The 24,689-nt window shown below is 45.6% G+C and carries 26 protein-coding genes and 1 other annotated feature; of the genes, 14 read left to right on the forward strand and 12 right to left on the reverse strand.

Annotated elements, in window-relative coordinates; translation table 11 throughout:
* Positions 1-293 precede the first annotated feature (293 nt).
* Positions 294-614: a winged helix-turn-helix transcriptional regulator gene (locus AB4Z30_RS23230; protein ID WP_441929823.1), complete on the reverse strand. Its 321-nt coding sequence runs from the start codon at positions 612-614 to the stop codon at positions 294-296.
* Positions 615-1,039: 425 nt separating this feature from the next.
* On the opposite strand from AB4Z30_RS23230, the gene zwf reads away from it, so the two are divergent.
* The 3 genes from zwf to yunB all read left to right on the forward strand — a co-directional run bounded on the left by zwf (position 1,040) and on the right by yunB (position 4,968).
* The gene (zwf, locus tag AB4Z30_RS23235) at positions 1,040-2,494 is read left to right on the forward strand and encodes a glucose-6-phosphate dehydrogenase (protein WP_441929824.1); all 1,455 of its coding nucleotides are present in this window, start codon (positions 1,040-1,042) and stop codon (positions 2,492-2,494) included.
* Positions 2,495-2,864: 370 nt separating this feature from the next.
* Positions 2,865-3,758 carry a phosphogluconate dehydrogenase (NAD(+)-dependent, decarboxylating) gene (gene gnd / locus AB4Z30_RS23240; protein WP_441929825.1) on the forward strand — a complete coding sequence of 298 codons (894 nt, stop codon included), beginning with the start codon at positions 2,865-2,867 and terminating at the stop codon, positions 3,756-3,758.
* Between the two features lie 250 nt (positions 3,759-4,008).
* Entirely contained in the window at positions 4,009-4,968 is a 960-nt protein-coding gene (yunB, locus tag AB4Z30_RS23245) for a sporulation protein YunB (protein ID WP_441929826.1), read from the forward strand.
* A gap of 237 nt (positions 4,969-5,205) precedes the next feature.
* On the opposite strand, the gene AB4Z30_RS23250 is transcribed toward yunB, so the two are convergent.
* On the reverse strand, positions 5,206-6,234 hold the full coding sequence (locus AB4Z30_RS23250) for a M23 family metallopeptidase (protein ID WP_441929904.1): 1,029 nt from the start codon (positions 6,232-6,234) through the stop codon (positions 5,206-5,208).
* A gap of 242 nt (positions 6,235-6,476) precedes the next feature.
* Between AB4Z30_RS23250 and lipA the strand changes: the two genes are divergently transcribed.
* Entirely contained in the window at positions 6,477-7,376 is a 900-nt protein-coding gene (lipA, locus tag AB4Z30_RS23255; protein ID WP_123064726.1) for a lipoyl synthase, read from the forward strand.
* A 14-nt stretch (positions 7,377-7,390) separates the two neighbouring features.
* The gene (locus tag AB4Z30_RS23260; protein WP_441929827.1) at positions 7,391-7,795 is read left to right on the forward strand and encodes a YutD family protein; all 405 of its coding nucleotides are present in this window, start codon (positions 7,391-7,393) and stop codon (positions 7,793-7,795) included.
* A gap of 53 nt (positions 7,796-7,848) precedes the next feature.
* Here AB4Z30_RS23260 and AB4Z30_RS23265 read toward each other — a convergent pair whose 3' ends face one another.
* Complete coding sequence (locus AB4Z30_RS23265) at positions 7,849-8,652, reverse strand: NAD kinase (RefSeq protein WP_090919650.1); 804 nt, start codon at positions 8,650-8,652, stop codon at positions 7,849-7,851.
* A 102-nt stretch (positions 8,653-8,754) separates the two neighbouring features.
* A complete protein-coding gene (gene ylbJ / locus AB4Z30_RS23270) occupies positions 8,755-9,996 on the reverse strand; it encodes a sporulation integral membrane protein YlbJ (RefSeq protein ID WP_441929828.1) in 1,242 nt (413 codons plus the stop codon).
* A gap of 557 nt (positions 9,997-10,553) precedes the next feature.
* Between ylbJ and AB4Z30_RS23275 the strand changes: the two genes are divergently transcribed.
* Positions 10,554-10,931, forward strand: coding sequence for a globin domain-containing protein (locus AB4Z30_RS23275; RefSeq protein WP_441929829.1), 378 nt, complete (start codon positions 10,554-10,556; stop codon positions 10,929-10,931).
* Between the two features lie 42 nt (positions 10,932-10,973).
* Entirely contained in the window at positions 10,974-11,705 is a 732-nt protein-coding gene (locus AB4Z30_RS23280; protein ID WP_441929830.1) for a DUF2225 domain-containing protein, read from the forward strand.
* Positions 11,706-11,723: 18 nt separating this feature from the next.
* Here the strand turns inward: AB4Z30_RS23280 and AB4Z30_RS23285 are convergent, their stop codons facing one another.
* Complete coding sequence (locus AB4Z30_RS23285; protein WP_441929831.1) at positions 11,724-11,954, reverse strand: hypothetical protein; 231 nt, start codon at positions 11,952-11,954, stop codon at positions 11,724-11,726.
* A complete protein-coding gene (locus tag AB4Z30_RS23290; RefSeq protein WP_441929832.1) occupies positions 11,951-12,121 on the reverse strand; it encodes a YycC family protein in 171 nt (56 codons plus the stop codon). Before AB4Z30_RS23290 ends, AB4Z30_RS23285 begins: the two co-directional genes overlap by 4 nt.
* Positions 12,122-12,240: 119 nt before the next feature.
* Between AB4Z30_RS23290 and AB4Z30_RS23295 the strand changes: the two genes are divergently transcribed.
* Together AB4Z30_RS23295 and AB4Z30_RS23300 are read left to right on the forward strand one after the other, a co-directional pair.
* On the forward strand, positions 12,241-14,040 hold the full coding sequence (locus AB4Z30_RS23295; protein ID WP_441929833.1) for a M3 family oligoendopeptidase: 1,800 nt from the start codon (positions 12,241-12,243) through the stop codon (positions 14,038-14,040).
* Positions 14,041-14,338: 298 nt separating this feature from the next.
* Positions 14,339-14,749 (forward strand): O-methyltransferase, encoded by a 411-nt coding sequence (locus AB4Z30_RS23300; protein WP_441929834.1) that lies wholly within the window; start codon positions 14,339-14,341, stop codon positions 14,747-14,749.
* 120 nt (positions 14,750-14,869) lie between these two features.
* Here the strand turns inward: AB4Z30_RS23300 and AB4Z30_RS23305 are convergent, their stop codons facing one another.
* Positions 14,870-15,103 carry an alpha/beta-type small acid-soluble spore protein gene (locus tag AB4Z30_RS23305; protein WP_090919627.1) on the reverse strand — a complete coding sequence of 78 codons (234 nt, stop codon included), beginning with the start codon at positions 15,101-15,103 and terminating at the stop codon, positions 14,870-14,872.
* A 202-nt stretch (positions 15,104-15,305) separates the two neighbouring features.
* On the reverse strand, positions 15,306-16,283 hold the full coding sequence (locus AB4Z30_RS23310) for an aldose 1-epimerase (protein ID WP_441929835.1): 978 nt from the start codon (positions 16,281-16,283) through the stop codon (positions 15,306-15,308).
* A gap of 249 nt (positions 16,284-16,532) precedes the next feature.
* Positions 16,533-16,796: a binding site (T-box leader), on the forward strand.
* A gap of 202 nt (positions 16,797-16,998) precedes the next feature.
* Between AB4Z30_RS23310 and trpS the strand changes: the two genes are divergently transcribed.
* Positions 16,999-17,991 (forward strand): tryptophan--tRNA ligase, encoded by a 993-nt coding sequence (trpS, locus tag AB4Z30_RS23315; protein WP_441929836.1) that lies wholly within the window; start codon positions 16,999-17,001, stop codon positions 17,989-17,991.
* Positions 17,992-18,166: 175 nt separating this feature from the next.
* Here trpS and AB4Z30_RS23320 read toward each other — a convergent pair whose 3' ends face one another.
* Positions 18,167-18,364 (reverse strand): hypothetical protein, encoded by a 198-nt coding sequence (locus AB4Z30_RS23320; protein ID WP_441929837.1) that lies wholly within the window; start codon positions 18,362-18,364, stop codon positions 18,167-18,169.
* A gap of 119 nt (positions 18,365-18,483) precedes the next feature.
* Between AB4Z30_RS23320 and AB4Z30_RS23325 the strand changes: the two genes are divergently transcribed.
* A complete protein-coding gene (locus AB4Z30_RS23325; RefSeq protein ID WP_056702318.1) occupies positions 18,484-18,705 on the forward strand; it encodes an alpha/beta-type small acid-soluble spore protein in 222 nt (73 codons plus the stop codon).
* Between the two features lie 100 nt (positions 18,706-18,805).
* Here the strand turns inward: AB4Z30_RS23325 and AB4Z30_RS23330 are convergent, their stop codons facing one another.
* Entirely contained in the window at positions 18,806-19,786 is a 981-nt protein-coding gene (locus AB4Z30_RS23330; RefSeq protein ID WP_441929838.1) for a metal-dependent hydrolase, read from the reverse strand.
* A 469-nt stretch (positions 19,787-20,255) separates the two neighbouring features.
* Here AB4Z30_RS23330 and AB4Z30_RS23335 point away from each other — a divergent pair, with 469 nt between their 5' ends.
* The gene (locus AB4Z30_RS23335) at positions 20,256-20,864 is read left to right on the forward strand and encodes an SCO family protein (protein WP_441929839.1); all 609 of its coding nucleotides are present in this window, start codon (positions 20,256-20,258) and stop codon (positions 20,862-20,864) included.
* Between the two features lie 62 nt (positions 20,865-20,926).
* On the opposite strand, the gene AB4Z30_RS23340 is transcribed toward AB4Z30_RS23335, so the two are convergent.
* The gene (locus AB4Z30_RS23340; protein WP_441929840.1) at positions 20,927-21,274 is read right to left on the reverse strand and encodes a toprim domain-containing protein; all 348 of its coding nucleotides are present in this window, start codon (positions 21,272-21,274) and stop codon (positions 20,927-20,929) included.
* Positions 21,275-21,389: 115 nt separating this feature from the next.
* Positions 21,390-22,607: an MFS transporter gene (locus AB4Z30_RS23345; RefSeq protein WP_441929841.1), complete on the reverse strand. Its 1,218-nt coding sequence runs from the start codon at positions 22,605-22,607 to the stop codon at positions 21,390-21,392.
* A gap of 214 nt (positions 22,608-22,821) precedes the next feature.
* Here AB4Z30_RS23345 and AB4Z30_RS23350 point away from each other — a divergent pair, with 214 nt between their 5' ends.
* Both AB4Z30_RS23350 and AB4Z30_RS23355 read left to right on the forward strand, forming a co-directional pair.
* A complete protein-coding gene (locus AB4Z30_RS23350; protein WP_441929842.1) occupies positions 22,822-23,277 on the forward strand; it encodes an ATPase in 456 nt (151 codons plus the stop codon).
* A 181-nt stretch (positions 23,278-23,458) separates the two neighbouring features.
* Positions 23,459-24,604 (forward strand): transglutaminase domain-containing protein, encoded by a 1,146-nt coding sequence (locus AB4Z30_RS23355; protein ID WP_441929843.1) that lies wholly within the window; start codon positions 23,459-23,461, stop codon positions 24,602-24,604.
* Positions 24,605-24,689 lie beyond the last annotated feature (85 nt).

Here is a 24,689-nt window from a genome sequence, read left to right on the forward strand (position 1 = left end):
TTTCCCCTGCTTGTGGAGGATTTCTAGCTTGCTGCGTTCGATTATGCTAAGATGTGTGTAGCTCATGGTGGATTCTCCTTGTGTGAATGTGGTGTAGGAACCTTCATTCTACACGAATCCGGCCATGGGCCATTTTTTATTTATTTCCATTAGGTGTCGCACTTCATATTACAATCTGTCGTTTTGAAAAGGGGCAACACTTGGATTTTATATTTTTATCATTCGGGTAACATGTATATTAATGCATATACTACAAAATAATAAATTTTATATTAGGGAATATTTTATATCCTTTAAAGCCACTTCTCCGCCCATCGTTCTACCGCGCTTAACGCGCGCCCCAATTCGCTTCCTTTGCGAGACAGCATATATTCAGTCCGAACGGGACGTTCAGTAACGACATGCCGCACGACCAGTCCCTCTTCTTCCAATTCCTTCATACGCTCATTTAATACACGTTTGCTCAGATCGGGAATATAAGCATGAATTTCACTGAAGCGTTTAGGTTCATCCATTAACGCATGGATAATTAAAGCTACCCATTTTCGACCAATGATCTGATAAGATTGTTCCACTTTTGAGCACATTTGCTTAGCATTCTCATCATCGTTCATAACTGTACTCCTTTGATTTAGTATCCCTTGTACTATAATTAGTATACTTATTGTAACCTTCTTGTCCACAGGTTATATGTATAAAATGTCACAATCCAATTGCTATTAAACTTACCACATAAAGCGTTAACATTCAACAAAACCCCTGTAAACACTGGGGTTCACAGGTTAGACATGAATGTTGACGAATTGTGACGACAGGTGTAATATGGGTAACGTTAATTCTTAAGGTTACAATTTATAACCTAATCAAAGATGATTAAGGTTGTGGAGAGAAGGAATGTTCCCATGGTTGGATTGAGGCAACGTTAATAAACGGAGGCAAGGCGGGCGACGTGCCCACTTATTCCGTCTTTTGTCATGCTTGGATTCGACCATTTTGCAACATCATATACTATACTGCACAGATCATAGGAGGCACTCCAATGGATGCAATGACATTTGTCCTGTTCGGGGCAACAGGCGATTTAGCCAAACGTAAAATTTACCCTGCATTATACAATCTGTACGTAGACCAAAAAATGCCGAAGGCATTCTCCGTCATCGGTTTGGGCCGTCGTGAACTGTCGGATGCAAACTTCCAGGCGAATGTGGAAAAGTCACTGCAGGAATTCTCTCGTCAAAAGCCGGAGGAGGCAGCACAAGTACGTGATTTCATCGAAGCCTTCCGTTACTGTTCGCTGAACAATACGAAGCCTGAAGATTACAGCCGTTTGCTTCAACTGGTGCAAGAGCGTGAGCAAGAATTGAATATCCCGGAAAACCGTATGTTCTATATGTCGGTTGCACCAGAATTTTTCGAGCCAATCGCACTAAATATTCAAGAAAGCGGTCTGGGTAACACGAAAGGCTGGAAGAAACTGATTATCGAAAAACCATTTGGACATGATTTGCAATCTGCTCGTGAGCTGAATGAGAAGCTGAGTAATACCTTTGCGGAAGAAGAAATTTATCGAATCGACCACTTCCTAGGAAAACCAATGGTACAAAACATCGAAACACTGACGTATGCCAACCCGGTGATTCAGGCACTCTGGTCTAACCGTTACATTGCGAATGTACAGATCACAGCCAGTGAAATTGTAGGTGTTGAGGAACGTGCTGCGTACTATGATCAAAGTGGTGCTCTTCGCGACATGTTCCAGAACCATATGCTTCAACTGCTGATGATGATTGCATTGCATCTGCCAAAACGCTGCACACCGCAAGAAATTCAGTATAAAAAGAAAAAAATTGCTGAGTCGCTACGCCCATTAAACAAGGAGAATGTAGCATCAGAAGTAGTTCGCGCCCAATATGGTGCAGGCGAGCTTCAAGGCTCCGCAGTCGTTGGTTATTTGGACGAGCCAGGTATCCCTGCTAACTCTCAGAATGAGACCTATGTAGCTGCAAGACTGTGGCTGGATGATCCGTTCTGGGATGAGGTTCCTTTCTATATTCGTACAGGAAAACGCATGGCTGAGAAATCAACCCGAATTGTCGTTGAATTTAAGGCTCCGCTCAAAACAGGCCATGAATCCGAAAATACGATGGCTCCAAACCTGTTGACATTGGAAATTGGTCCCGGAGAAAGTATCTCTCTTCAATTGAATGCGAAAAACCCACTGAATCACGGTGAGGTAGAGCCGATGCATATGACCTTTAACTCAGGAGAACGTAACGTTCCTGAAGCGTACGAGAACTTGATCTTTGACGCGATGCGTGGAGATTCCACTTTCTTTGCACACTGGAACGAAGTTGAACTGGCATGGCAGTGGGTACAACCGATTCAGGAGGCCTTTGCGGCAGGTAGCATTCCTCTGGATACGTACAATGCAGGTTCGAATGGACCTGAATCAGCAGATCGCCTGACTGCGGAGAATGGATTCCGTTGGTGGTAAGAGAGGAAACATTCCTCGAGTATTTTTAATATTTCCATTGCTCTAAATTATACCGTTCCAATTTTGCATAAGCCCTTCTGGCTCATTCAGCCAGAAGGCCGCAAACATTTTATATAGATGGCAGAAGCATCACGGCTTAAGCACACATAATCATTGACCACGTAGTGGAGGGGACGGAATCGATTCTGCAGAAACGAAGTGTTCGCCTTTGTAGTCCAATTTTACCCGTACAGCTAGGAAATTCAAAAAAATTGGAATACAACAGCGATCGAAAGAACGATCCGTAACCGGAACGGTTGGTAGGCAACAGCGGGATGTGTTCTGTATCCTGATTCTACTCAAAACAATCGCAAAACAGGAGGATTTTATCATGAAACTTGGACTTATCGGACTCGGAAAAATGGGCTTGAACCTGGGCAGAAACTTGATTGATCACAAACACGAAGTGGTTGCCTTTGACCTGAATGCAGAAGCGGTTAAAGAAATGAAAGAATACGGCGCTCAAGGCGTTTCCTCATACAAAGAAATGGTTGAATCCCTGGAGTCTCCACGTGTGCTGTGGATCATGGTTCCTCACAACGTTGTGGATGCTGTACTGTCTGAAGTGAGCCCATTGCTGTCCAAAGGTGACATTATCATCGAAGCAGGCAACTCTCACTACAAAGAGTCCATTCGTCGTTATGAACAGTTGAAACCACAAGGCATTCACTATATGGATGCAGGGACTTCAGGCGGTATGGAAGGTGCGCGTAACGGTGCATGTTACATGATCGGTGGAGATCCGGAAGCTTGGGCGATCGTTGAGCCGGCTTTCAAAGATACTTCCGTAGAAAACGGTTATCTGTATGCAGGTAAAGCAGGTAGCGGTCACTTCCTCAAAATGGTACACAACGGAATCGAGTACGGTATGATGGCTTCCATCGGTGAAGGCTTCGACGTATTGGAGAAAAGCGGATTTGACTTTGACTTTGAACAAGTTGCGCGTGTATGGAACAACGGTTCCGTTATCCGGTCTTGGCTGATGGAATTGACAGAGCGTGCGTTCTCCAAAGATGCTAACCTGGATGAAATCAAAGGGGTTATGCACTCTTCCGGCGAAGGCCGCTGGACCGTTGAAACAGCATTTGACCTTCAAACGGCTACGCCGGTTATCGCGCTTTCCTTGTTGATGCGTTATCGTTCCCTGGAAACTGATACGTTCACGGGTAAAGTCGTTGCGGCACTGCGTAACGAATTCGGTGGACATGCGGTGGAGAAAAACTAATTCCCTCATTTGGACAATCCTAAAGATTTCTCTAGTGTGAAAAGTAAACCTTTCGCCTGGGCAGATGGCATATCTGCTTCGGGCGGAAGGTTTTTTTGCGCCTGCCGTAGCCTTATTTGTACATCCTGCGGATTTACCGATCAGGCCACTCCGTCATGCCATGCGGTGTGCTGTCCTTCTTTTTCAGGACAACATTGCATATGCATATCATATAAGCCTATGGCTCATCCCGCAGGGGAGGGACGCTCCGATGATGCGAAAGAGATGGCGAAGCCGAAGACGGCGGCCGCCGAAACAACCTAGTGGCAGGCGCAAAATATGGTTAATTGCTTTGCTCATAGCTATATTTTGTCTGATGCAGGGTTTTGCTTACGTGGACAAAAAGATGAAGCCGCCGATTATGCACTTGGCTAAGATCAGGGTGAAGCAGATTGCAACCGAAGCGATTAATAAAGCCATTACGGCTCAGGTTGCTGAAGGCAAGGCAACGGAAGGTTTGATTGATTGGAAAACCGACATGGCGGGCAAAGTTTCGGGTTTTATGTTGAACTATAACGAACATATGCGCATCACGGCAAGTACGATGAATGTCGTGCAGTCTACCCTTCAGAATGTGCATATGTTGAAAGAAAAAATTCCGCTTGGTCAGGCGCTGGGCAGTCCCGTATTGGCCTCGTTTGGCCCTAGCATACCCGTTCGTATTGAACCGCAGGGGGCGGTCAAGGTTGACCTGAATACCCGTCAGCAGAATGCAGGCATTAACATGATTCTGGTCGAGGTATACATCCACATTATTGCCGAGGTTGCCGTGGTTGTGCCTTTTGACATGGAACCAGAAACCGTTGATACGGAAATCCCGATCTCCTATCTGCTCGTTGTTGGTGACGTACCGATGTATTATTACGATAATCAAGGCAAACCAGTTGGCAGCAATGGCAGTAATGCTCCTGCGATTGCACTACCTTCGGGGCAGGCAGGCGTATCAAATGGCGGTAATGGTCACACAGGGAACGGCGGTGGAGGTACTAGCAGTAACAACGGGAGTGGTACAGGTACGAATCATGGCGGCGAGACATCTGGCAATCAGCCACAGATACAAAGCCCGCAGCAAGCTACGGAAAACCATACACAGCAGAACGGGCTTGAGCTTGAACTGGATCCGCCTGATCTGAACGGAAACTTCCAGTCTGGACAGAGTGGCCATCCTTAAACATAAAACTAATGGCATCACTAGATAAGCGAAATAGCAAATTGCAATTTGCAATAGTAAGGCATGTCCGGTAGAAACGGACAGTAAGAGTATATGAGTTGTGAGTATCAAGCGCATAACTATACAAAAGGGGAACCTCCGCAATTACAGAGGTTCCCCTTATCCTATGCTTAGATATGTCTTGAAACCAGCGGAAGTACATCTTTTACTGGCTTTTCGCTCCCAGCTGCGTGCCCTTTATTTACTCTTTTTCTTTCTCAGGCTGCGCTCTTCCTGCTCCCAATGTCTAAGCAGTGGGTACGGATCGAATGACCATTCATGCAGACCGCTGTCCCGGTAAATGCCGTAATGAAGGTGCGGAGGAAATTTGCCTTGAGTTCCCGGCTTGCCGTAGCCGGAGCTGCCGACCCAGCCTACAACCTGACCAGGAGTAACTACATCACCGATTCGAACCCCTTTATCAAAGCCAGATAAGTGAGCGTAATAATGATAATGATTGTTCAAATCCCGGATACCAATCCGCCATCCACCGAATGGATTCCAGCCTTTAATCTCGACAATGCCGTAACAGGTACTGCGTACCGGCAATCCGTGTGGAGCAAAGATGTCGGTTCCTTCATGAATGCGGTATCCACCCCAGCTGCGTTTTGTTCCCCATGTGCTGCGATAGGAATAATTGGTGCCGAGTGGAACAGGAAAGGCGTGCCCATACAGGTCCAGATTGTCAAAATGCTCATATAGTTTCGCAAATTGCTGGATTCGCTGCACCGCTCTCGAATTGTGGTAGTACTCCCAGAGACCAATGCCAAAATCCTCTGGTTTGTTTCCATACTGCTGTATGAACGACGCCATGCTGTAGAGCACATCCAAATCATTGTTAGAGTCCGCAATCCCGTCTCCTGATCCATCTCGGCCTTTGCCATTGAAGAAAAGAATAGATTGAGGATGCTGGTCTGTCTCATTCGGATTCAGCCAGCCTCTCCAGGCCGGAGAGGTCATGAAAATACCCGTTAAACGATCAGGATGTTTACGATCCTTAGGGTGCGCGCGTGTAATGGTTCGTTCATACTGATCAATCGCGGCCAATCTGTACCATGGTATTTGGGTCATCTGGCCAATACTATCATATAGATGACGGCGTGCAGCGAAAATGTCGGCTGCTTTTGGCTCCACAGTCTGTGCTTGGATATCCTTTTGAAGAGATTCACTGTAAACATCAGCAGGCAGGAATGGGAGAAGCAGAGCGCCTGCGAGTAAGGTTTTAATGCAAAAGCCGTAGGTGTTACGGAGTGACCAGTGCTGTTGCACAGGGAAGCAGCCCCTTTCCATTGAGATGATGCATGTATGCCCGATAAATCAAGCTATACCTTAGCGTTCTTCAAACGTTCTGTTTTTATCCATTTCGTTGTGCATGCACAAGATGTGACAAATGGGGGTTTTTCCAAGCCTTTCATGGTATAATATGTTCCGAGCAACAGCCTAACTTCAGTAGAAAGAAGGTTTATGCATTGGCTAAACGTGTTAAAGAACCGAAACCGGACTGGATTCGGATCAAATTGACAACCGGAGATAACTATCAGGAAATTAAAAACATGATGCGTTCCAAAACATTGCATACGGTATGTGAGGAAGCACGTTGTCCGAATATTTATGAATGCTGGGCGAATCGAACAGCTACTTTTATGATTTTGGGCGATATTTGTACAAGAGCATGCCGATTTTGTGCGGTCAATACCGGTCTGCCAACGGAACTTGATTTACAGGAACCGGAACGCGTAGCAGAAGCAGCAGAGCAGATGAACCTGCAGCATTGCGTAATTACAAGTGTAGCTCGGGATGACTTGAAAGACGGAGGAGCCACAATTTTTGCTGAGACGGTGAAAGCAGTACGCAAGCGTTTGCCGCTATGCAGTGTGGAGGTACTTATTCCGGACTTTATGGGCGATCGGGATTCGCTGCAAATCGTTATGGATGCCAAACCGGATATTTTGAACCATAACATCGAAACGGTTGAACGGTTGTCAGATAAAGTGCGTGCCAAAGCAAAGTATAAACGTTCACTGGAATTGCTTGCTCGTGCCAAAGAGATGCAGCCTAACATCCCAACGAAATCAAGCATTATGCTGGGTGTGGGTGAGGAATATAACGAAATTTTAGCAACGATGGATGATCTTCGCGCGGTGAACTGTGATATTATGACGATTGGTCAATACTTACAGCCATCCGAGAAACATCTCTTTGTTGAGAAGTATTATCCGCCTGAAGAATTTGCAGCATTGAAACAGGAAGGATTGAAGCGTGGATTCAGTCACGTTGAATCCGGCCCGATGGTACGCAGTTCTTATCATGCACATGAACAGGTAAAATCAGCGAACCAGCATACGGAACAGGCGGCAACACACGCGTGATGGAGGAGTCCGGATTGGAACAGGATAAAACTATGGAAGAACAGCAACAAAACGAGCAGCAGATACAAGAAACTGTGCAGGAATCCGTTCAGGAGAAACCCAACGAGCCTGTCATTGTACAGGTCGGTTCTAAAAACTACGAAATTGTTCAAAACCACAAGCAGGCCTGGAACCCTGAAGTGTTTCGTGATCGTTACAGCGAAGTGTTGGAGCGTTACGACTATATTATTGGGGACTGGGGATATAGTCAGTTGAGACTCAAAGGTTTTTATCGGGACAATCACCCCAAAGCAACAAAGGATTCAACCATCTCTTATTTGGTGGATTACATCAATGAATACTGTAACTTTGGCTGTGCATACTTTGTGCTTCAGAAGTGCAAAGAGCAGCCTCAAGCGAAAGCAAAAAGCGGTTCCTAAAAAGGACCGCTTTTTTGGTGTGTATTGCGTTTAGTCAGATGTACTGGCTTGGCCTAGTCAAGAAAGGCAGTGCGTACCCGGTTCCAGAAAGGATAGGGCCGAAAACGCGCAAAGCTGACCTTTTGCTCAGAGACCTGACAGCGAACGGAGATCAGATCCTCTACCATCACATTGACATGATCAATGGTCAGCAGAAGACGCTGATCTTTACGTGAGAAAATATCACAGTGATGATGCTTGGGCAAAATGACGGGTGAACCGAGTGTTCGGTACACACGGTTGTTGATAGAAGCAATCTCGGCAATCTGAATCGCTTCAATCGTTGGATGTACCATGGCCCCGCCAAGCGCCTTGTTGTAAGCCGTACTGCCGGAAGGTGTGGATACACAGATACCATCGCCCCGAAACATCTCAAATGTAACGTCGTTGATGTCCACCTGTGCCACAACTGTACCATCTACCCCTTTTAACGTAAATTCATTCAGAGCGATGTAAGAGGCGTTGCCTGACTTTTTACGAATCTCCAGTTCCAGCAATGGATACTTCACAATACGCGGTTTAAGGAGATCAGGATCGCCTTTACCGCTCATAAGTCTAACCAGTTCCCGTAATTCTTCCTTCTTCCAGTCGGCATAGAAGCCAAGATGGCCTGTATGAACCCCAACAAAAGCAATATCTGGAATGCGATCGATGAAATTGTGAAAAGCTTGAAGCATCGTTCCATCGCCTCCGATGGAGATGACAATCTCCGGCGATTCTGCATCCAGCTTGAATCCTTCTTCCTTTGCCAGCGCATGAAACTGCTGACTAAGATCAATGGATAACTGGTCTCCGCGGTCTTGAACATAGTATCTCAAGATGAAAGCTCCTTTGTGGTCATTATACTACCGATGATAATCAATTCCGCGCCATAACACAATGTCCGATTCAACTTCAGGGCAAACTATTTGCACGAGACTCTATTTTTCACCTCGTTTTGGGATTAGATGCGAATGAATCCAGGCAAGACACAACAGAATGAAGAGTATGCAAACGAACACCATTATTCCTGTTGTCCCGATGAGCATCCATCCTGGTGTATATGTAGAGAGTGAAGGGATATACGTGGTATCCAAAAATGAAGGTAGAGTGATTTTTCCCATGAAAAGTGGCCATAACGCGATAACAAGTAACGGTGCAATTGCGGCATGAATCGCTCGGGCTAGTAAAAACGGACCGTACCGCATTGGGGTGTTACTTAAGACGCTCATAATCTGTGCATGGACGGATAGTCCGCCCCAGGAAAGTACGAAGGAAGCAGCAGCAACTTTGAAAACAAGAGGTACGGTGCTAGCTGCAACTCCGGCTTCCTTGGATCCAAGCGTCACCTCAAACAATCCGCCAACGAGGCTATGGGACAAGGAAGGTGGCAAACCGGCATGTTGAAGTCCTTGTTCCGTCAAGGTATATAATACTCCAAGCCAGCCGGTCTGCACCAATAATTCCATAATGACGGAGAAGAATACAACCAGTCCTCCTACGATAATAATAAGCCTGAGGGAAGAGGATACGGCGTGCCGTAATAATTCACCAAATGCCCGTCCGTCTGCTTGTCTTGCTTCGTGCATTGAATAGATCGCTCGCAGGAAACGACTGCGATGCTCTCCGTGAGCAGGAGAAGGTTCGGAGGACAGATCTGCAGCGGAACGACCATGAAAACGCATGAGCACACCTACAAGAAAAGCAGCCGAATAATGCGATGCCACAAGAATTGGGGCGATGGATGTATTGTGAAAAAAACCAACGGACACGGCTCCAATCATAAAGATTGGATCAGATGACGTGGTGAATGCGACCAGCCGCTCACCTTCCTCTCGTGTGACCAGTTTTTGTTCCCATAATTGTGCCGTCAGTTTAGCGCCGGTGGGATAACCTGAAGCACAGCTTACTGCAAAGACAAACCCTCCGCTTCCAGGAACGCGGAATATCGGACGCATGAGTGGATTAAGCAACGTACCCAGAAAATGCACAATACCAAAACCGAGCAACAACTCGGATAATACCAGAAAGGGAAACAGGGAAGGGAACAGAACATCCCACCAAATCGATAGCCCCCTCACGCTGGCATGCCAGGTCTCGGATGGATACAAAGCCATTAGCACGCAAATGATAAGGAGAGTGAGGATTACCGAAGTTTGCATAATGCGCCGAGGAACGTTCATGAAATTCTCTCCTTTTATGATTAAAATGCATGATCTGCAATCCATGATGTAGCTTTGCCATCAATATATGAAAAACAATGGACAAACAGTACAAAATAATATCTGGAAAGCGCTTGCAAAGGTAGCTGTGTTTTTGAATGATGTATGCTAAAATGGTAAAAACGCCTGAACGTCACCTAATGGTTATAGAGGTGGAATCAATAAGGATGGAGTGATGATCATGAGTCTTGTCGCCGGAGTCTTGGTCTGTGCATTTGTGTATGTGATACGTGCCTCGCTGGTGCGTACTGAAGAGGAAGATTGGCGAAGTTATTAATGAAATATGTGATGCGCCAGCCCTTAAGGTTGGCGCTTTTTTTGTCATCTTCAATCCGAAATTCCTTGGTACATAAGGCTCTGGTCAAATCTGATCTTTCATGTAATATAGGACTTTTTGTTTTTTTTTGATAGAATGAAGATGCTGGCCTTTAGGGTCCAGGTTTGTTGATCTGTTGTTGAGCATGTTCATGTGACATGTACTATATTACAAAATTCGACATATGAAAGGGGGAAGAAGCATGAATCAAAGTTTAAGTATCTATGACAATCTTGGCGGGGAGCAAGGCGTTCGTGCATTGGTGGAGGCTTTTTATCCAATTGTAATGCAAAATGAAAAGCTAGCACCGCTCTTCCCGGAAGATATCAGGCCGGTGATAGACAAGCAATACATGTTTCTGTCTCAATTTTTTGGGGGTCCAGCGCTGTTCTCTGAGGCTTTTGGACATCCGATGATGCGTGCTCGTCATATGCACTTTGAGGTGACGGTGGAGAGAGCAGAGGCGTGGCTTGCCTGTATGAATCAGGCGTTAACACAAGTTGGCGTGGAGGAACCGTTGCATTCGTTTATTTTGCAGCGTTTATCCGGGCCTGCTCACCATTTTGTAAACACACCATAGTTCCAATTATACGACAAGCCTTACGGGAGAGGGATGGAACAAGTGGAATTAGAGCCGTTGTATAAGGTGAAGGTGACATGTAATTACTGCGAGAAAGAGTTTGAAACGTCACGAGTGAGACCAAGTTTGAAACGGCCTTACCGAACGGATTCTGATTTTTGCGCGTATTACAAACAGGAGAATCCGGATTTTTATGTGGTCCGAATTTGCCCTTCATGTGGATTTGCTTCAACCGAAAATTCATCAGTCAATCTGAATGAGATGCAGCGCAAGGCGTTTATCGAACAAATCGGAAACCGCTGGCTTAAGCGGGATTATAGTGGGGCAAGAAATTTGGAGCAGGCACTGGCTACATACAAGTTAGGTTTGCTGTGTGCTCAGGTTATTCAGGAAAAAGATCGTGTTGTTGCTGGTCTGCTTCATCATATTGCCTGGTTATACCGGTATATGGAAGATCATACGCAGGAGCATCGTTTTCTCGAATTCAGCCTGGAGGCTTATGTTAAGGTGTTTGAACGGGAAGGAACAGGTGGCAATGAAGCCAAATTGCTATATCTGCTGGGAGAGTTGAATCGCAGAGTAGGAAGGTTCCATGAAGCGGTCCAGTGGTTCGGCCGGGTCATTCATGACAAGCGGATTACGGATGCAGCGATGATTCGTGCTTCGAGAGAACAATGGGCGCTACTGCGTGAACAGATGATCTCGGGGAAAATGGAATTACCTCAAGAGATGCTGGAAGCAGACAAAGGGGCTGCGAAGCGCAGCCCCTTCTAGACTTAAGTGCTAACATATTTATCGGACAGGGCGACTGGACAACAGGTAATCGTTATCGGTATCAATGACGGTCATGCTGCTATTACAGCACGGAAAGACAAGTAATTTCTTTTTTCCTTCACGGATACGGATGAGTTCCTTGGGCTTGAGGGGGAGGAGTACGTTGTTTGCACTGCAATAAGGGCATTGCTGTACATAAATATCCCCCATAATCACATCATATGGCCAACTATTTTCAAAAGGGATCATTCGGACTTGTCTTCCTGATCAGAAGGTTTAGCTGCCTCTTCCTTGGCCAGTTCTGCAATCTTCTGCATGAGAATATGTTGAGGCATGTGCATTAAATGTTCCAAAGGCATGCCCAGAGATGCTGCTAATTTGACGGCTGTTTCGGCCGATACTTGTAAAGGTTTCATACACTTACCTCCTGAAAAAGTTGCTGCATTATTTCTCTAGTATAGAGATACGTTGCGTATAAAACCAGTTTTTAATTCAATTCTTTATATCGAATCTATAGAAAGAGGTGCCTTATTAGATGAAAATGCCATTACATCCTGTATGGGATCTGGAGTCCATCTTTAGTGGAGGTTCTTCTTCCGAAGCATTCGCTGCATATCTGAATGATCTGGAAACGGATGTAAGAAAGCTGCAAGAAACATTGAATCAGACGGCTGCTCCAACGACATTGGGAGACACGGAGGCTTTTGACTCTATTCTCGAACTGCTACAGAGCTGTTATGTCCGAATTTCTGAAGGTTCTGCATTTGTATCCTGTTTGTCCGCTCAAAACCAGCAGGATAAAAAAGCGGCTCAACTTCAGGGGGCTGTAAGTTCTATTGCAGCGATGCTGAACAGCAGTAAATCCAAATTCGACAATACACTTAGCCTGATGCCAGAGGATGTATGGACTGAATGGCTTGAACGTCCGGAAATCAAACCACTGTCTTTTGTGTTAAACGAGAGTCGTACACAAGCGAAAGAAAAATTGTCACCGGATCTGGAGGGGCTTGCTCTAGATCTGGGTGTGGATGGTTATCATGGTTGGGGCAAATTTTACAACACGATTGTAAGCAAAGTGAATATCCCGTTTGAACAGGATGGAGATACGGTTATGCTGTCCGCAGGACAAGCTGCTAACAAGCTTAGTGACACCGATCGTGGAGTGCGTGAGCAGGTATTTGCGTCATGGGAGCAGGCCTGGACAGATGTGGAGGATTTCTGCGCAGATACATTGAATCATCTCGCAGGTTTCCGCCTGAAGCTGTATGAGAAGCGTGGATGGCATGATATCTTGAAGGAACCTCTCTCGATTAATCGGATGTCACGCCAAACGCTGGATACGATGTGGGAGGTCATCAACGGAGCCAAGCCGGTACTTGTAAAGTATTTGGAGCGAAAAGCCCAATTGCTTGGTGTCGATAAGCTGAGCTGGAGCGATGTAGAAGCACCGGTGGGCAAGTCTGTTGGCAAAGTGACCTATGACGAGGCAGCCCAGACGATCGTGGAGCAATTTGCCAAGTTCAGTACTAAACTGTCGAGCTTTGCAGAGATGGCTTTTGAGAACCGATGGATTGAAGCCGAAGATCGTCCGGGCAAACGTCCAGGTGGATTCTGCACTTCATTGCCACTAAGCAAAGCGACTCGGATCTTTATGACCTTCTCTGGAACGGCGTCGAATGTATCCACACTCGCGCATGAACTTGGTCATGGATACCACCAGCATATCATGGAAGAACTGCCAGCGCTGAATCAGCGTTACGCGATGAATGTGGCTGAGACGGCTTCTACATTTGCAGAGATGATTGTTGCTGATGCATTAGTCCAAACTGCGAGTGATGAGCAGGAGAAGCTGGCGTTGCTTGAAGATAAAATACAACGCAGTGTTGCGTTCTTTATGAACATACATGCTCGTTTCCTGTTTGAGAATCGTTTCTATGAGCAGCGTAAGAAGGGCCTGGTAAGTGCGGATGAGTTGAGCAGATTAATGGTGGAGGCTCAAGAAGAGGCGTATTGCGGTGTTCTTGCGTCAAATCATCCTCATTTCTGGGCATCAAAGCTACATTTCTATCTGACAGGTGTACCTTTCTATAATTTCCCTTATACCTTCGGGTACATGTTTAGTGCGGGAATCTATGCTCGGGCACAGCAAGAAGGTGCCGCTTTTGCGGGGAAATATGATGATTTGCTACGTGATACTGGACGAATGACTGTTGAGGAACTGGCTCAGAAACATCTGGGTACAGATTTGACACAAGCGGACTTCTGGCAAAATGCTGCGAATCTGGTTATTGCCGATATAGAGCAATTTTTAGAGATGACCTCAGACGTGCAATAGCAAAACATTTGAATTCGAATGAACGAGAAAAGAAGCTATCATTGACTGTCTCATACATCAATGGTGGCTTCTTTTTCATTTTCGTATCTCTTTTGTGGTGTATGTATTTTTTGTCGTAAATAACGGAAAAAGCTCACTTTTAGGAAGGGGGGTGGCAATTAATTGTGCAAAACATAGGGATAATTACCCAAAAATGTTTATATTTGTTGAGTAAGCGTATATGATGTCATATAATGAGTCGTAAGTCCTTGTGTTATAGGACTTAAAGCATAAAAAACATAGTAGGAGGAGTGTTAACGTGAAAGCAGAGCAACTTTCATTAGCAAGACAGTTGGATTTGGTGTTCAAAGAACTAGATCAGGAGTTATCAGGATTAGATTCAGGAGTAGTTTTTGTGCAAATACGAAATAACGTTATTGGAAAATTTGGTATTCGACATAATCCGATAACGGGGAGAGAGGGGCGGATCGAGATGGAAAGTGATGGACTTAATCATGCGCAAAGGACTTCCTTTCGCGCCATGGCATTGGAAACGCTGAAATTCAAACGAAATTGGACACATGGTGAAATCAGCTATGACTTCACGGTAAGACAAGGCATGATTATGATTGATGCCACGATGGAATCCAACTACAATATGGCGAACTTGATGATTCGCTACCCAAGAACGAATACATATCTAGACTCGGGTACGGGATCTGGCTCATAATGTACCCAAAACTAGATATTGTTTTGTTTATTAGAAATAGAAATAAAGCGGCACCTCCGAAGAAGGCCGCCATTCATTCAATCCAATTCATCAAGCAACACTTAAGCAATAATTACGAGCTTACGAACGACCCGATAATTGCTGCTCAGCGATTTGTACCAGACGTTTCGTGATGTATCCGCCCAGAGATCCAGTCTCACGGGAAGTATAGTTACCGTAGTAACCATCTTGGGGGATTGTTACACCCAGCTCTTGCGCAGCTTCCATTTTCAATTGTTGCAATGCTGCGTTCGCTTGAGGAACAACCAGATTGTTGGAGCGGCTTCCGCCACCTTGGTTTTGACTTCCGTACATATGTCTCACCTCCTTGTGGGTTGGTGATGTTAGTATGGATCGAGAATGAGGAAATATACATGATATGGCGTAAGGGAATATATGGATGATCAAACGAAGACATGTCAACTCAAAAAGCCGATCCAGTGCGGATCGGCTCGTTTTGTGCAGGGTCCAGAATATCAACGGATGAGATTTTACATATCGTAAAAATAGGGCTTGCCTAGTCGGTTGGTGATACAACCTCGATATGTGTAAAAAGCTCTACAGGTTGCTCGGGTTCGAGTCGGATCAGTCCGGTTACATCGTCGGTCATCGGCAAATTCGGTGCATCCGGCAACCAGGTATAAGGTTCGATACACAAAAACTGATCGGATTCACCTTTGGTATATAAAACCCAGTGCTTAAAAAAAGCTTCATCCACTGAATATTTCAGTGTATATCCATCTTTTCTCCGTAAATGCGCAACAGCAGGTTGGCCTTCCGCAGCACGAAGCAGTGTGTCCCAGTCCCGTCCTTGCATGCTGATTCCTTCGCTAATGGAGGACCATTCGTCATGTAGCGCCTCGATTTCACCCGTAGGCAGTTGCTCTTCATTTTGCGCGTACAATCCAGAAACAGGTAACTGCAATGTCCAGTCAGCAGGTTTACCGTCTAGCAAAAACCATGTATGATATCCCATCCCGAAGGGAGCGGGTGTTGAACTCAGATTAGTGACACGCAGTCGCTGGGTTAATACTGAATTTTGCAAACTGAACGTCATTTCAAGTTTCAGAGGAATAGGGAATTGTTCCATCCAATGCTTTTCATTTTCGGTTAATAATTCAGTCGTGATTGCACATCCGTCTTCGTCTTCTTCAATATCACTGACACACCAGGACTGGCTGCGATGGAGCCCGTGAATATGGTTGCCATTCGCCGTATTCTGATCGAACTGATAACGTACACCTTCATACTCGAATTGTCCCTGATGGATACGTCCTGGCGGTATGAGTAACGGGACTCCAAAGTGATAAGGCTTCTGTAAATAGAAAGCCAGATCGTCTTCGTCGGGACGGCGAACGATATCCCTGTTCTGCGCCAAATCACGAATCGAGATGATGTTATTTCCCAGACGAGGTAGCAGGGTGATTTCCAATTCACGGCTATGTAGGATATACGTGTCGTAACCATTCCATTGACCTTTGGTCACTTGTTTCATATCGATGCTCCTTTTCCCACTTGAAATCTGTCTGCAGGCAGTCAGGCTTGCTGAAGCTGCTACAGGCGTGTCATTGTCATCATGCCAACTTTTTTGTGACTCCTGCAAGCTTCTTCAAAGCCTTCACAGGATAAGCAATACCATCATAACAGATTTTCATGCATCGGGAAAAAAAACTCATTCCATTTTGACATTCAGGCTTGGGCGGATTAAGATGGAATTCTGGAAGTCTTTTATCAACTGAATGATATCAAAGCGATGACGGGGACAAGTAGGCAAAGAGTATTCTCTTCAGAAAGCCAGTGGCTGATGCGAACTGGTGTGAACTCTTTGTTGAATGGACCCTTGAGTGTATAGCTGAACCAATCGAGCTTGTGCAGGCGATTCCAGTAGGTTATACCGGTTATTCCACGTTACGGAACAATGAAGGCTTTTTCTTTTCTGCTTTCCTGCATGTCAGGGTAGCGAAGAGGAGAGCGAATAAGGGTGGCACCACGGTCTCACGTCCCTTGCGGATGTGGGGCTTTTTTGCGTTCGCAGAGCGGGAATATTTCCATGTACAAGCAAGTTTAAAATTCTAAATTCTATATAAGTTGAACGATTCATTTACATCATAACGGAAAGGACAGAAACTAATTCTGTCATTGAAGTGGGTTGTGTAAAATCTGGAGTTCAATGTATATAGGATTCATGTGGATTAGGGAGGCGTATTCGTATGAAAACAGTATTATCAGGTATTCAGCCGAGCGGTAAGCTTACATTGGGCAATTATATCGGTGCAATTAAAAATTTTGTGAAATTACAGCATGACTACAAGTGTCATTTCATGGTTGTAGATCTGCATGCCGTCACGGTGGCACAAGAGCCGGCAGCACTGCGTGAACAATCCGAGGCTGTAGCCGCATTATTTATCGCGGCCGGAATTGATCCAAGCAAGTCAAATGTATTTTTGCAATCGCATGTACCACAACACGCTGAACTTGGCTGGTTGATGACAACGCTGACCTCGATGGGTGAGCTGGAACGGATGACTCAGTTCAAAGACAAGTCTTCAGGCAAAGATTCAGTAGGCGCCGGTTTGTTTGTATATCCATCTCTGATGGCAGCAGATATTTTGCTGTACAATGCAGATCTGGTACCTGTCGGGGAAGATCAGAAGCAGCATCTGGAGCTGACGCGTGATCTGGCAGGGCGCTTTAACCATCGTTACGGAGAATATTTCACCATTCCTGAGCCTTATATTCCACAGGTCGGTGCTCGTGTCATGTCACTGGATGATGCCTCCTCGAAAATGAGTAAAAGTAATCCCAATGCTGGCAGTTATATCGCTCTCTTAGATCCGCCGGATGTCATTCGCAAAAAAATAAGCCGTGCCACAACGGATTCTGGTCGAGAAGTTGTCTATGATCCGGCAAATAAGCCGGAAGTCAGCAATCTGATGAGCATCTATGCGGAATGTGCGGGTATGACATTGAATGAGGTCGCAGAGCGTTATGAAGGAAAAATGTACGGTCCATTCAAAAAGGAACTCGCTGAAGTGGTTGTCTCTGTAATTGAACCGCTTCAGGCAAGATACAACGAAATTCGTGAGTCTGGTGAACTGGCCGATGTATTAGAGACTTCCGCACGTCGTGCTGAAGAGGATGCTGCGAAGACACTGGATGCGGTGAAAGAGCGCATGGGCTTTGTTCCTAGACGCAAATCGTAATGATAAATCCAGTCATGGCTTAGAAACATTTTGTTCTGGCCTGACGTGATCTTGATTGTTGTTTATTTGTTTATGATGAAGCTCGTGAATTGTTCAGGATGTGAACGAAAAAGGAGACGGATGAATGCATCCGTCTCCTCTTTTTTTGAATTTGTAACTATTGCGAATGCACGGCTCAGGAAGTTGATTCGGAAGCCGAGCGGGCTTCCAGACGTTCTTTTTTAGACCGAATGACAAATCCCCAAACGATATTAGCCATGGATAAAACAAACAGCAGGGCGGCAAGCCAGCCATTGTATGAGATCGAGATCGCTGTAATCGTTAACAAAACAATGGAAGAGAATGCAAACCAAAAGGATAAACCTTTGCTCATTGGGAAAAACCTCCATGTACAAATTTAATGAATTCTCGTATAACCTGAAGCGAGCGAGCCATAATAATCTTGCAAGCTTGCAATACATTACAGACACAGATTGAAAGGAGATTTTAAATATGGCTCAAGGATCTCGCTCTTCTAACAACTTGGTGGTACCTCAAGCGACAGCAGCCCTGCAACAATTGAAAATGGAGGCTGCACAAGAACTGGGTGTTACCATTCCACAAGACGGATACTATGGTAACTACACTTCCCGTGAGACTGGATCTTTGGGTGGATATATCACCAAACGTCTGGTACAGATCGCTGAGCAGTCTCTGGCTGGGTCTGGCAAATAATTTATATACCAAAGCAGTGAAAGCCCGGAGCGATAACGCTCCGGGCTTTTTCCCGCGCAATCATTCCTATATCTGATTGTGCCCTCAATCCATACCTGCGTCAAGGGCGAGCAGATAAAAGTTTTTTATCCATTTTCTCGTCACTCAGCCAGCCTACATAGGTATCAATCGTTTTAAAGTTCCGATCCATAACCACGACGGCAACAAACGGATATTGCTTCCGGTGCCGATACCGGACATCGGCCCAGCGAACTTTATATCCGGCGGGAAGTTCCTCTACTTCTGCTACAGCATAAGAAGTGAAGTATAGAAATGCACTAACCTCTGGTGCTTTGCGTGAAGCCACCACAGCTGCATGTGTGGATGATGTGGCATGAAGACTCCATGTCAGATCAGATCCATCCATTTTCCCAAGCTCGTAGCTTCCATCCTTATTCGTTTTGACAACATGCCATCGGCTCCAGGAAATCGTCGGAATGACGATGTATTTGGCTGGTTCCGAACTGTTATCCATACGTCTCACCTTGCAAACCACCATCGCACGAGCAATGGTACGCCATATATAATACATTCCGATCAGGATATACAGGGTCGTAAAGAGTGGGGCCGGTGCAATGAGATCGAAAGCCCATAACAGGATCGCAATGACATGCGTTGTAAACAGGAACGGATCAAAAATATGAATAATGTTCCAGGCAATCCAGCGTTCTGTAAAGGGGCGTGCGGCCTGGGTTCCATACGTATTGAACAAGTCGGTGAATACATGTACGCCTACAGCTACGGCTGTCCATAGAGCGACATGGCCCAGCGAGACTCCCGAAAAAATTAATCCAATCACACCGGTAAGCAGCAGTACCCATAACAGCAGAAACGGCAGCGAGTGGGATAATCCCCGATGATTTCGAATATAGAGCGAATTGCTTTTGAAACGCAGTGCAGTATCAATGTCGGGGGCCTGGGAGCCAGCGATCGTACCCACCATGACTGCGGCTGCGAGCATCGGATCGGCTGCAACGACAGGATCAACATAAGCGAGACCCGCCAAACCAATGCCCATGACAAAATGTGTAGAGGTATCCATAAATGTCTCCTTTGTAAGGTGTATCGTCTTTAAACATTAACCTTCTCTATCTAGGTGATACCCATATCTAGTGTATATTATCCACGTGCATGGATGCAAAACATGCGGAACACTGGTAACAATCTGTCCATTTCCCAACAAATGTACGAACATTGTCAAACTATTCTACGAGTTCCTGTGATAAACTTTATATCGGAAGTGCCGTGAGAAGATTAAATATTTCTCGAAGAGCCTTTTTCTGAAAACATCATACTTGTTATAACCGCAGCAAGTTGGCAATGAAGGCACTATTCTATACATATGTATCACTGAACCAGAGCGATAACGCAAATTGAAGGTAAACTTCAACGGATTTCACTGTGTTTTTTAGAGGCAAGTGATATGCAATCGAAAAGAGGGCTTATATGCATCAAATATGTATGCGTATTCACCAGTATATTGTTGGGGGGATGGAAAAAGGATGCAGGTCATGAAGAAGTATAAATGGACATGGATATTGCTTGGTATAGCACTGATTATGGCAGTATATTTAATGTGGAACACGGTATTTGCCAGCAAGGAGAAATTACCCGAGATTCGTGAGATCCAATCGTTCTCTATGGAAAATGTAGACGGACGTAATGTATCTCTTGAGGATACACAAGGCAAAGTACGATTGTTCTACTTTTATTTTACCAGCTGCCCTGATGTGTGTCCGATTACGACATTTACACTGTCGCAGGTGCAGGACTTGTTGAAAGAGGATGGAACTTTTGCAGATAAAGCCTCCTTTGTATCGATTTCCTTTGACCCGAAGGTGGATACGCGGGAGAAAATCAAAACATTTGCTGATCGCTTCCATGCGGATTATTCCGGCTGGTATTTCCTGCGAGGGGATATGGATAAAACCAAACAATTCGCCAAAGAATCTTTTCAGATTCTGATCGAAGGCGAGAATAAGGATGATTTTGCCCATATGAACATGATTGGTCTGGTAGATGAGAATAATCAGTTGCGTAAGGTGTATAACGCTTTTAATTCCGAAGATGTGCAGCCAGAAGCCATTGCCGAGGATATTCGCAGACTGATTAAAGAATAACTATAAATGAAAGGCTGTCTCCGGTAGATTTAACTGGAAACAGCCTTTATTTTTCCCTCTTTTTAATACGAAGGTTGGTCAGGATACTGGATATACTCCTCCAGTCCGGCCTTTTCCAATTGAGAAATGATGTATTCATCAGGTGTACCTTCAACCCCTGCATAGCCACGTCTCGTATACATTTGTACCGCATCTGGGAAAGCGTCACGCAGTACACCTCTTATTTTTTTGCCTGAGCTGTCATTGTCCATGAATAAATAAACTTCATCATACCCCACTTGCTTGCGCAGCGTCTCCAGTTTGAGGGAGTTCAGCGTTCCAAACGTGCACAGAATATTGATCTCTGGTCCAACCAAACGTTTGAGTTTACTGCGATCATTCTTACCTTCCACAATGACATGAATAGGCATCTTATTCACCCCTGATTCGAGAGCTGATGTCGACATTCCCCGGGAAATGTTACAGCGAAAATCGACTGAATGTACTTATAGTGTATCTGGAAATGGGGGATTGATGCAAAGTTTGTTACCCAAGAACGCTTTTGGCATCGGAAGATGAGAGTGAGGCAGCGTGTCTGGACGTATAATATGGCAGCAGCAGAATTCCAACCATTAGCAAAATAAAAGCAATGAAATAAGGGGAAACGCCGAGCCTCAGTTGTCCCGCCGTAATCGGACCAATGAACGAGCCAATAGAGGTCGCAATCGATTGCAGAGAGAAAATACGTCCAAGCTTGCTGCCGCCACTTAAGTGAATAAAAAGTGTAGCCATCGCTGGGAAAATAATGCCTTTGGACATCCCGAGCACAAATAATACGATGGATATTGAGATTTGTGGTACGGCTGCCATAACGAAAAAGCTCAAGGACATCAGAAGCACACCAGCAACCAGACGTAGTTTGGGTGAATAACGGTTAAGGAACAGCATGCTGAGTGTGAACAATGCACCGATGCTAATGATGGAAAACAGTAAACCCGTAGACATCATGGAAGAATGCCCGCCTCCCCGCAGAGGGAGTTCGAAGAATAGAATCCCTTGAGCGCAGGCAATGACCAAGGGCAGAATAAAATAACGCCAGGACACGGGTAGAAATGTTTTAGACGCTTCTGCTGGAATACGACCGGAATTGGTCGAAGCTTGGTTGGATGATCCCGGCGCAGGCTTCGCTGGTTCTGTCAATGGCTGTGGCTGGGGAGCAAGGCCTCGTGGCATGGTCAGTAGGGCAATGACACCAGTCAGGATAAGCAAATAACCAAGACCCGAGAACGTCGAGGAAAAGCCCATAGCACCAACGATTATCGCACCTGCAGCTGGTGATACAACGGAGGCCAGCGTATGGACAACGCCATGACCCGACATATATTTCCCCTGTTTCACAGGATCACTGGAGAGTTGTGCGAGTAGCGCCAGACATGCGGGAGACAGAAAGGCTAATACGAATCCGCTGATGGAACGTAGTGCGAGCAGCTGCCAAGGAGTATGAATATGAGCCTGCAAGAGAAGGATAATGCCCGCGCCTACCAGACTGAATACGATATATCTGCGGCTGCCATGTTTATCGATCTGTGTCCCGGCAATTAAGTTGCCAGGCAGATGGGTTAAGGAATATATGCCCATCATCCAGCCGATAAAAGTGGGTGCTGCACCGAGCGATATGGCAAACGGCGTCAGGATGGGATATTGAGCATGCAAATCGAATACAGCTAGAAACAAAAACAGGTATAGCCAGATAGCCGTTTTCACTAGAGCCCCTCCTTGTTAGGCGATGCATGTTCATTCACGGGTCTGGAACGTGTCCACGTTCGTTGGATGAAACCTCATGGTACTACTTGTACGCCCCGCTGGACGAACTTAGACCGTTTATTTTTGCCGAAGAGGGCTTAGCTGACAGCAGGATCGGAAATCATGTATAATATTCGGGAAGTCATAAATGAACTCTAATACGGAAGGTGTAATCATGAACATAGAAGTAATCAAAGAGTTTGTGATGCAGAACTGGCTAGTGATCGTCGTTGCATTGATCATTTTGTTCCTTGTTCTGAATGTGGTCAAAACGATGTTAAAATGGGCGATTGCCATCATCATTATTGCGGCTCTGCTGATATACAGCGGCATCTCCATTGAACAGATCAAACAGACCGTCACAGACGTGCAATCCAGCACGATGGACACGCTCAAAAAAGAAGCAACAAGCATCATGCTCAAGGAAGCTTCCAAAGCAACCTATTCGGCTGGACAAAATGGTGAATTTACGATTACCAGTCCTAATGTTGAGCTTAAGGGTAACACGAAGTCGGATAAAGTCGATGTGACGTTCCGCGGTATTTCTGTTGGTGAGTGGAAGCTCGACAACGATACGATCCGTACATTTGTCGAACAGGCACAAAAAAACAAAACAGCACCTGCTTCGTAGGGCATATCTGAAAAATCCGAAGGAAGCAGATTTTGCGGGATTTTCGTTCCAAGCAAGGAAGTTTACCGCAGGCGTGCCGGGGCACGTCAAGGGAAAGTGACGCAGCAGGGGGCGAAAAGACGGTAAAAGATGCACTTCAGCGAGTTTTAAGACAGGCCCTAGTTAAAGGAGGAATAAAGACGTGCTGCAAACTTGGCTGGACAGCCTGAAGGAGTTTAATGGGATTACTATTTTACTGCTGCTGATCGTAGCGGCTTCCTTATTGCAGGGTTGGGCCAGAGGGGCTTCACGTTCTGCGGGGAGACTCTTTGGTTTCCTGATGGATGGTATTATGGCGGTCATTGGTATTTTGTTATCCATCGGTTTAACGTTATGGCTCGCACCATATGTGCAGCAATGGTTGTCTGTACATGCTGGGGCCATGCCTAATCGTGAATTAAACCGGTGGGAGCAATTGTATTATACGTTGGTAACTGCGATTGCGGATTTCCCACTCATGCGGTTCGCTGTATTATTTGTACTGAGTTACGGCGTGATTCGCATGATTCTTGGTTTTGTATCATCCTTCCTATTCAGAAGAAGACACGCAGAAGATGAGCAAGTTGCACCCAAAGGTTTCATTAGCCGCCTAACAGGCGCTGTGATTGGAACCGTGATTGGCTCCGTCCGCGGAATGATTGTGATTGCAGTATTATTCATGATCGTCAGTCTCTATCCGGGCAGCATGTTCAGCAGATATGTGGAGGCTTCCCCGATCTACATGCAGGGGGCCAAATCGGTCATTGAACCTTTGTCTGGTACCTTTATTAAAGACAAGCTTCCCGTATTTACACAGGCCGTACAAAAGGAACTCGGAGGCATTCTGCAGCGGAAATATGAAGTGATTGATCACAATATTCCGGCAGATATTGAGCAAGCTGCGCAGGAGATTGTCAAAGGTAAAACTTCGGATGAAGCAAAAGCCAGAGCTCTGTATGACTGGGTTGGGAGCCGGGTTCAATACGACTATGGGAAAGTGGATGATTATGAACAGAAGGGAATATGGCATGAACAGACCCCACAGAATACGTTTGATACACGCAAAGGGGTATGCATCGATTATGCTCGTCTATATTCGGTGATGGCTCGTTCCCAAGGGCTTGATGTGAAGGTGGTTACAGGTCTGGGATATAACGGTCAGGGAGGCTACGGTCCTCACGCGTGGAATGAAGTCTATTTGAGTGATTCCCAAAGCTGGGTTCCGCTTGATCCAACGTGGGCCATTAGTGGAGACTGGTTTAATCCACCTAACTTTGCCGACACCCATCTGAAAGATCAGTCAGCTTGATTTTACACCGGACACGGACAAGGTTCGGAATATGACGACGTTGCCAGGTTATCATGCCGGGAATCGAATTTTTTCTGCGGTATGC

The sequence above is a fragment of the Paenibacillus sp. 2TAF8 genome (assembly GCF_052114825.1).
Lineage (GTDB): Bacteria > Bacillota > Bacilli > Paenibacillales > Paenibacillaceae > Paenibacillus.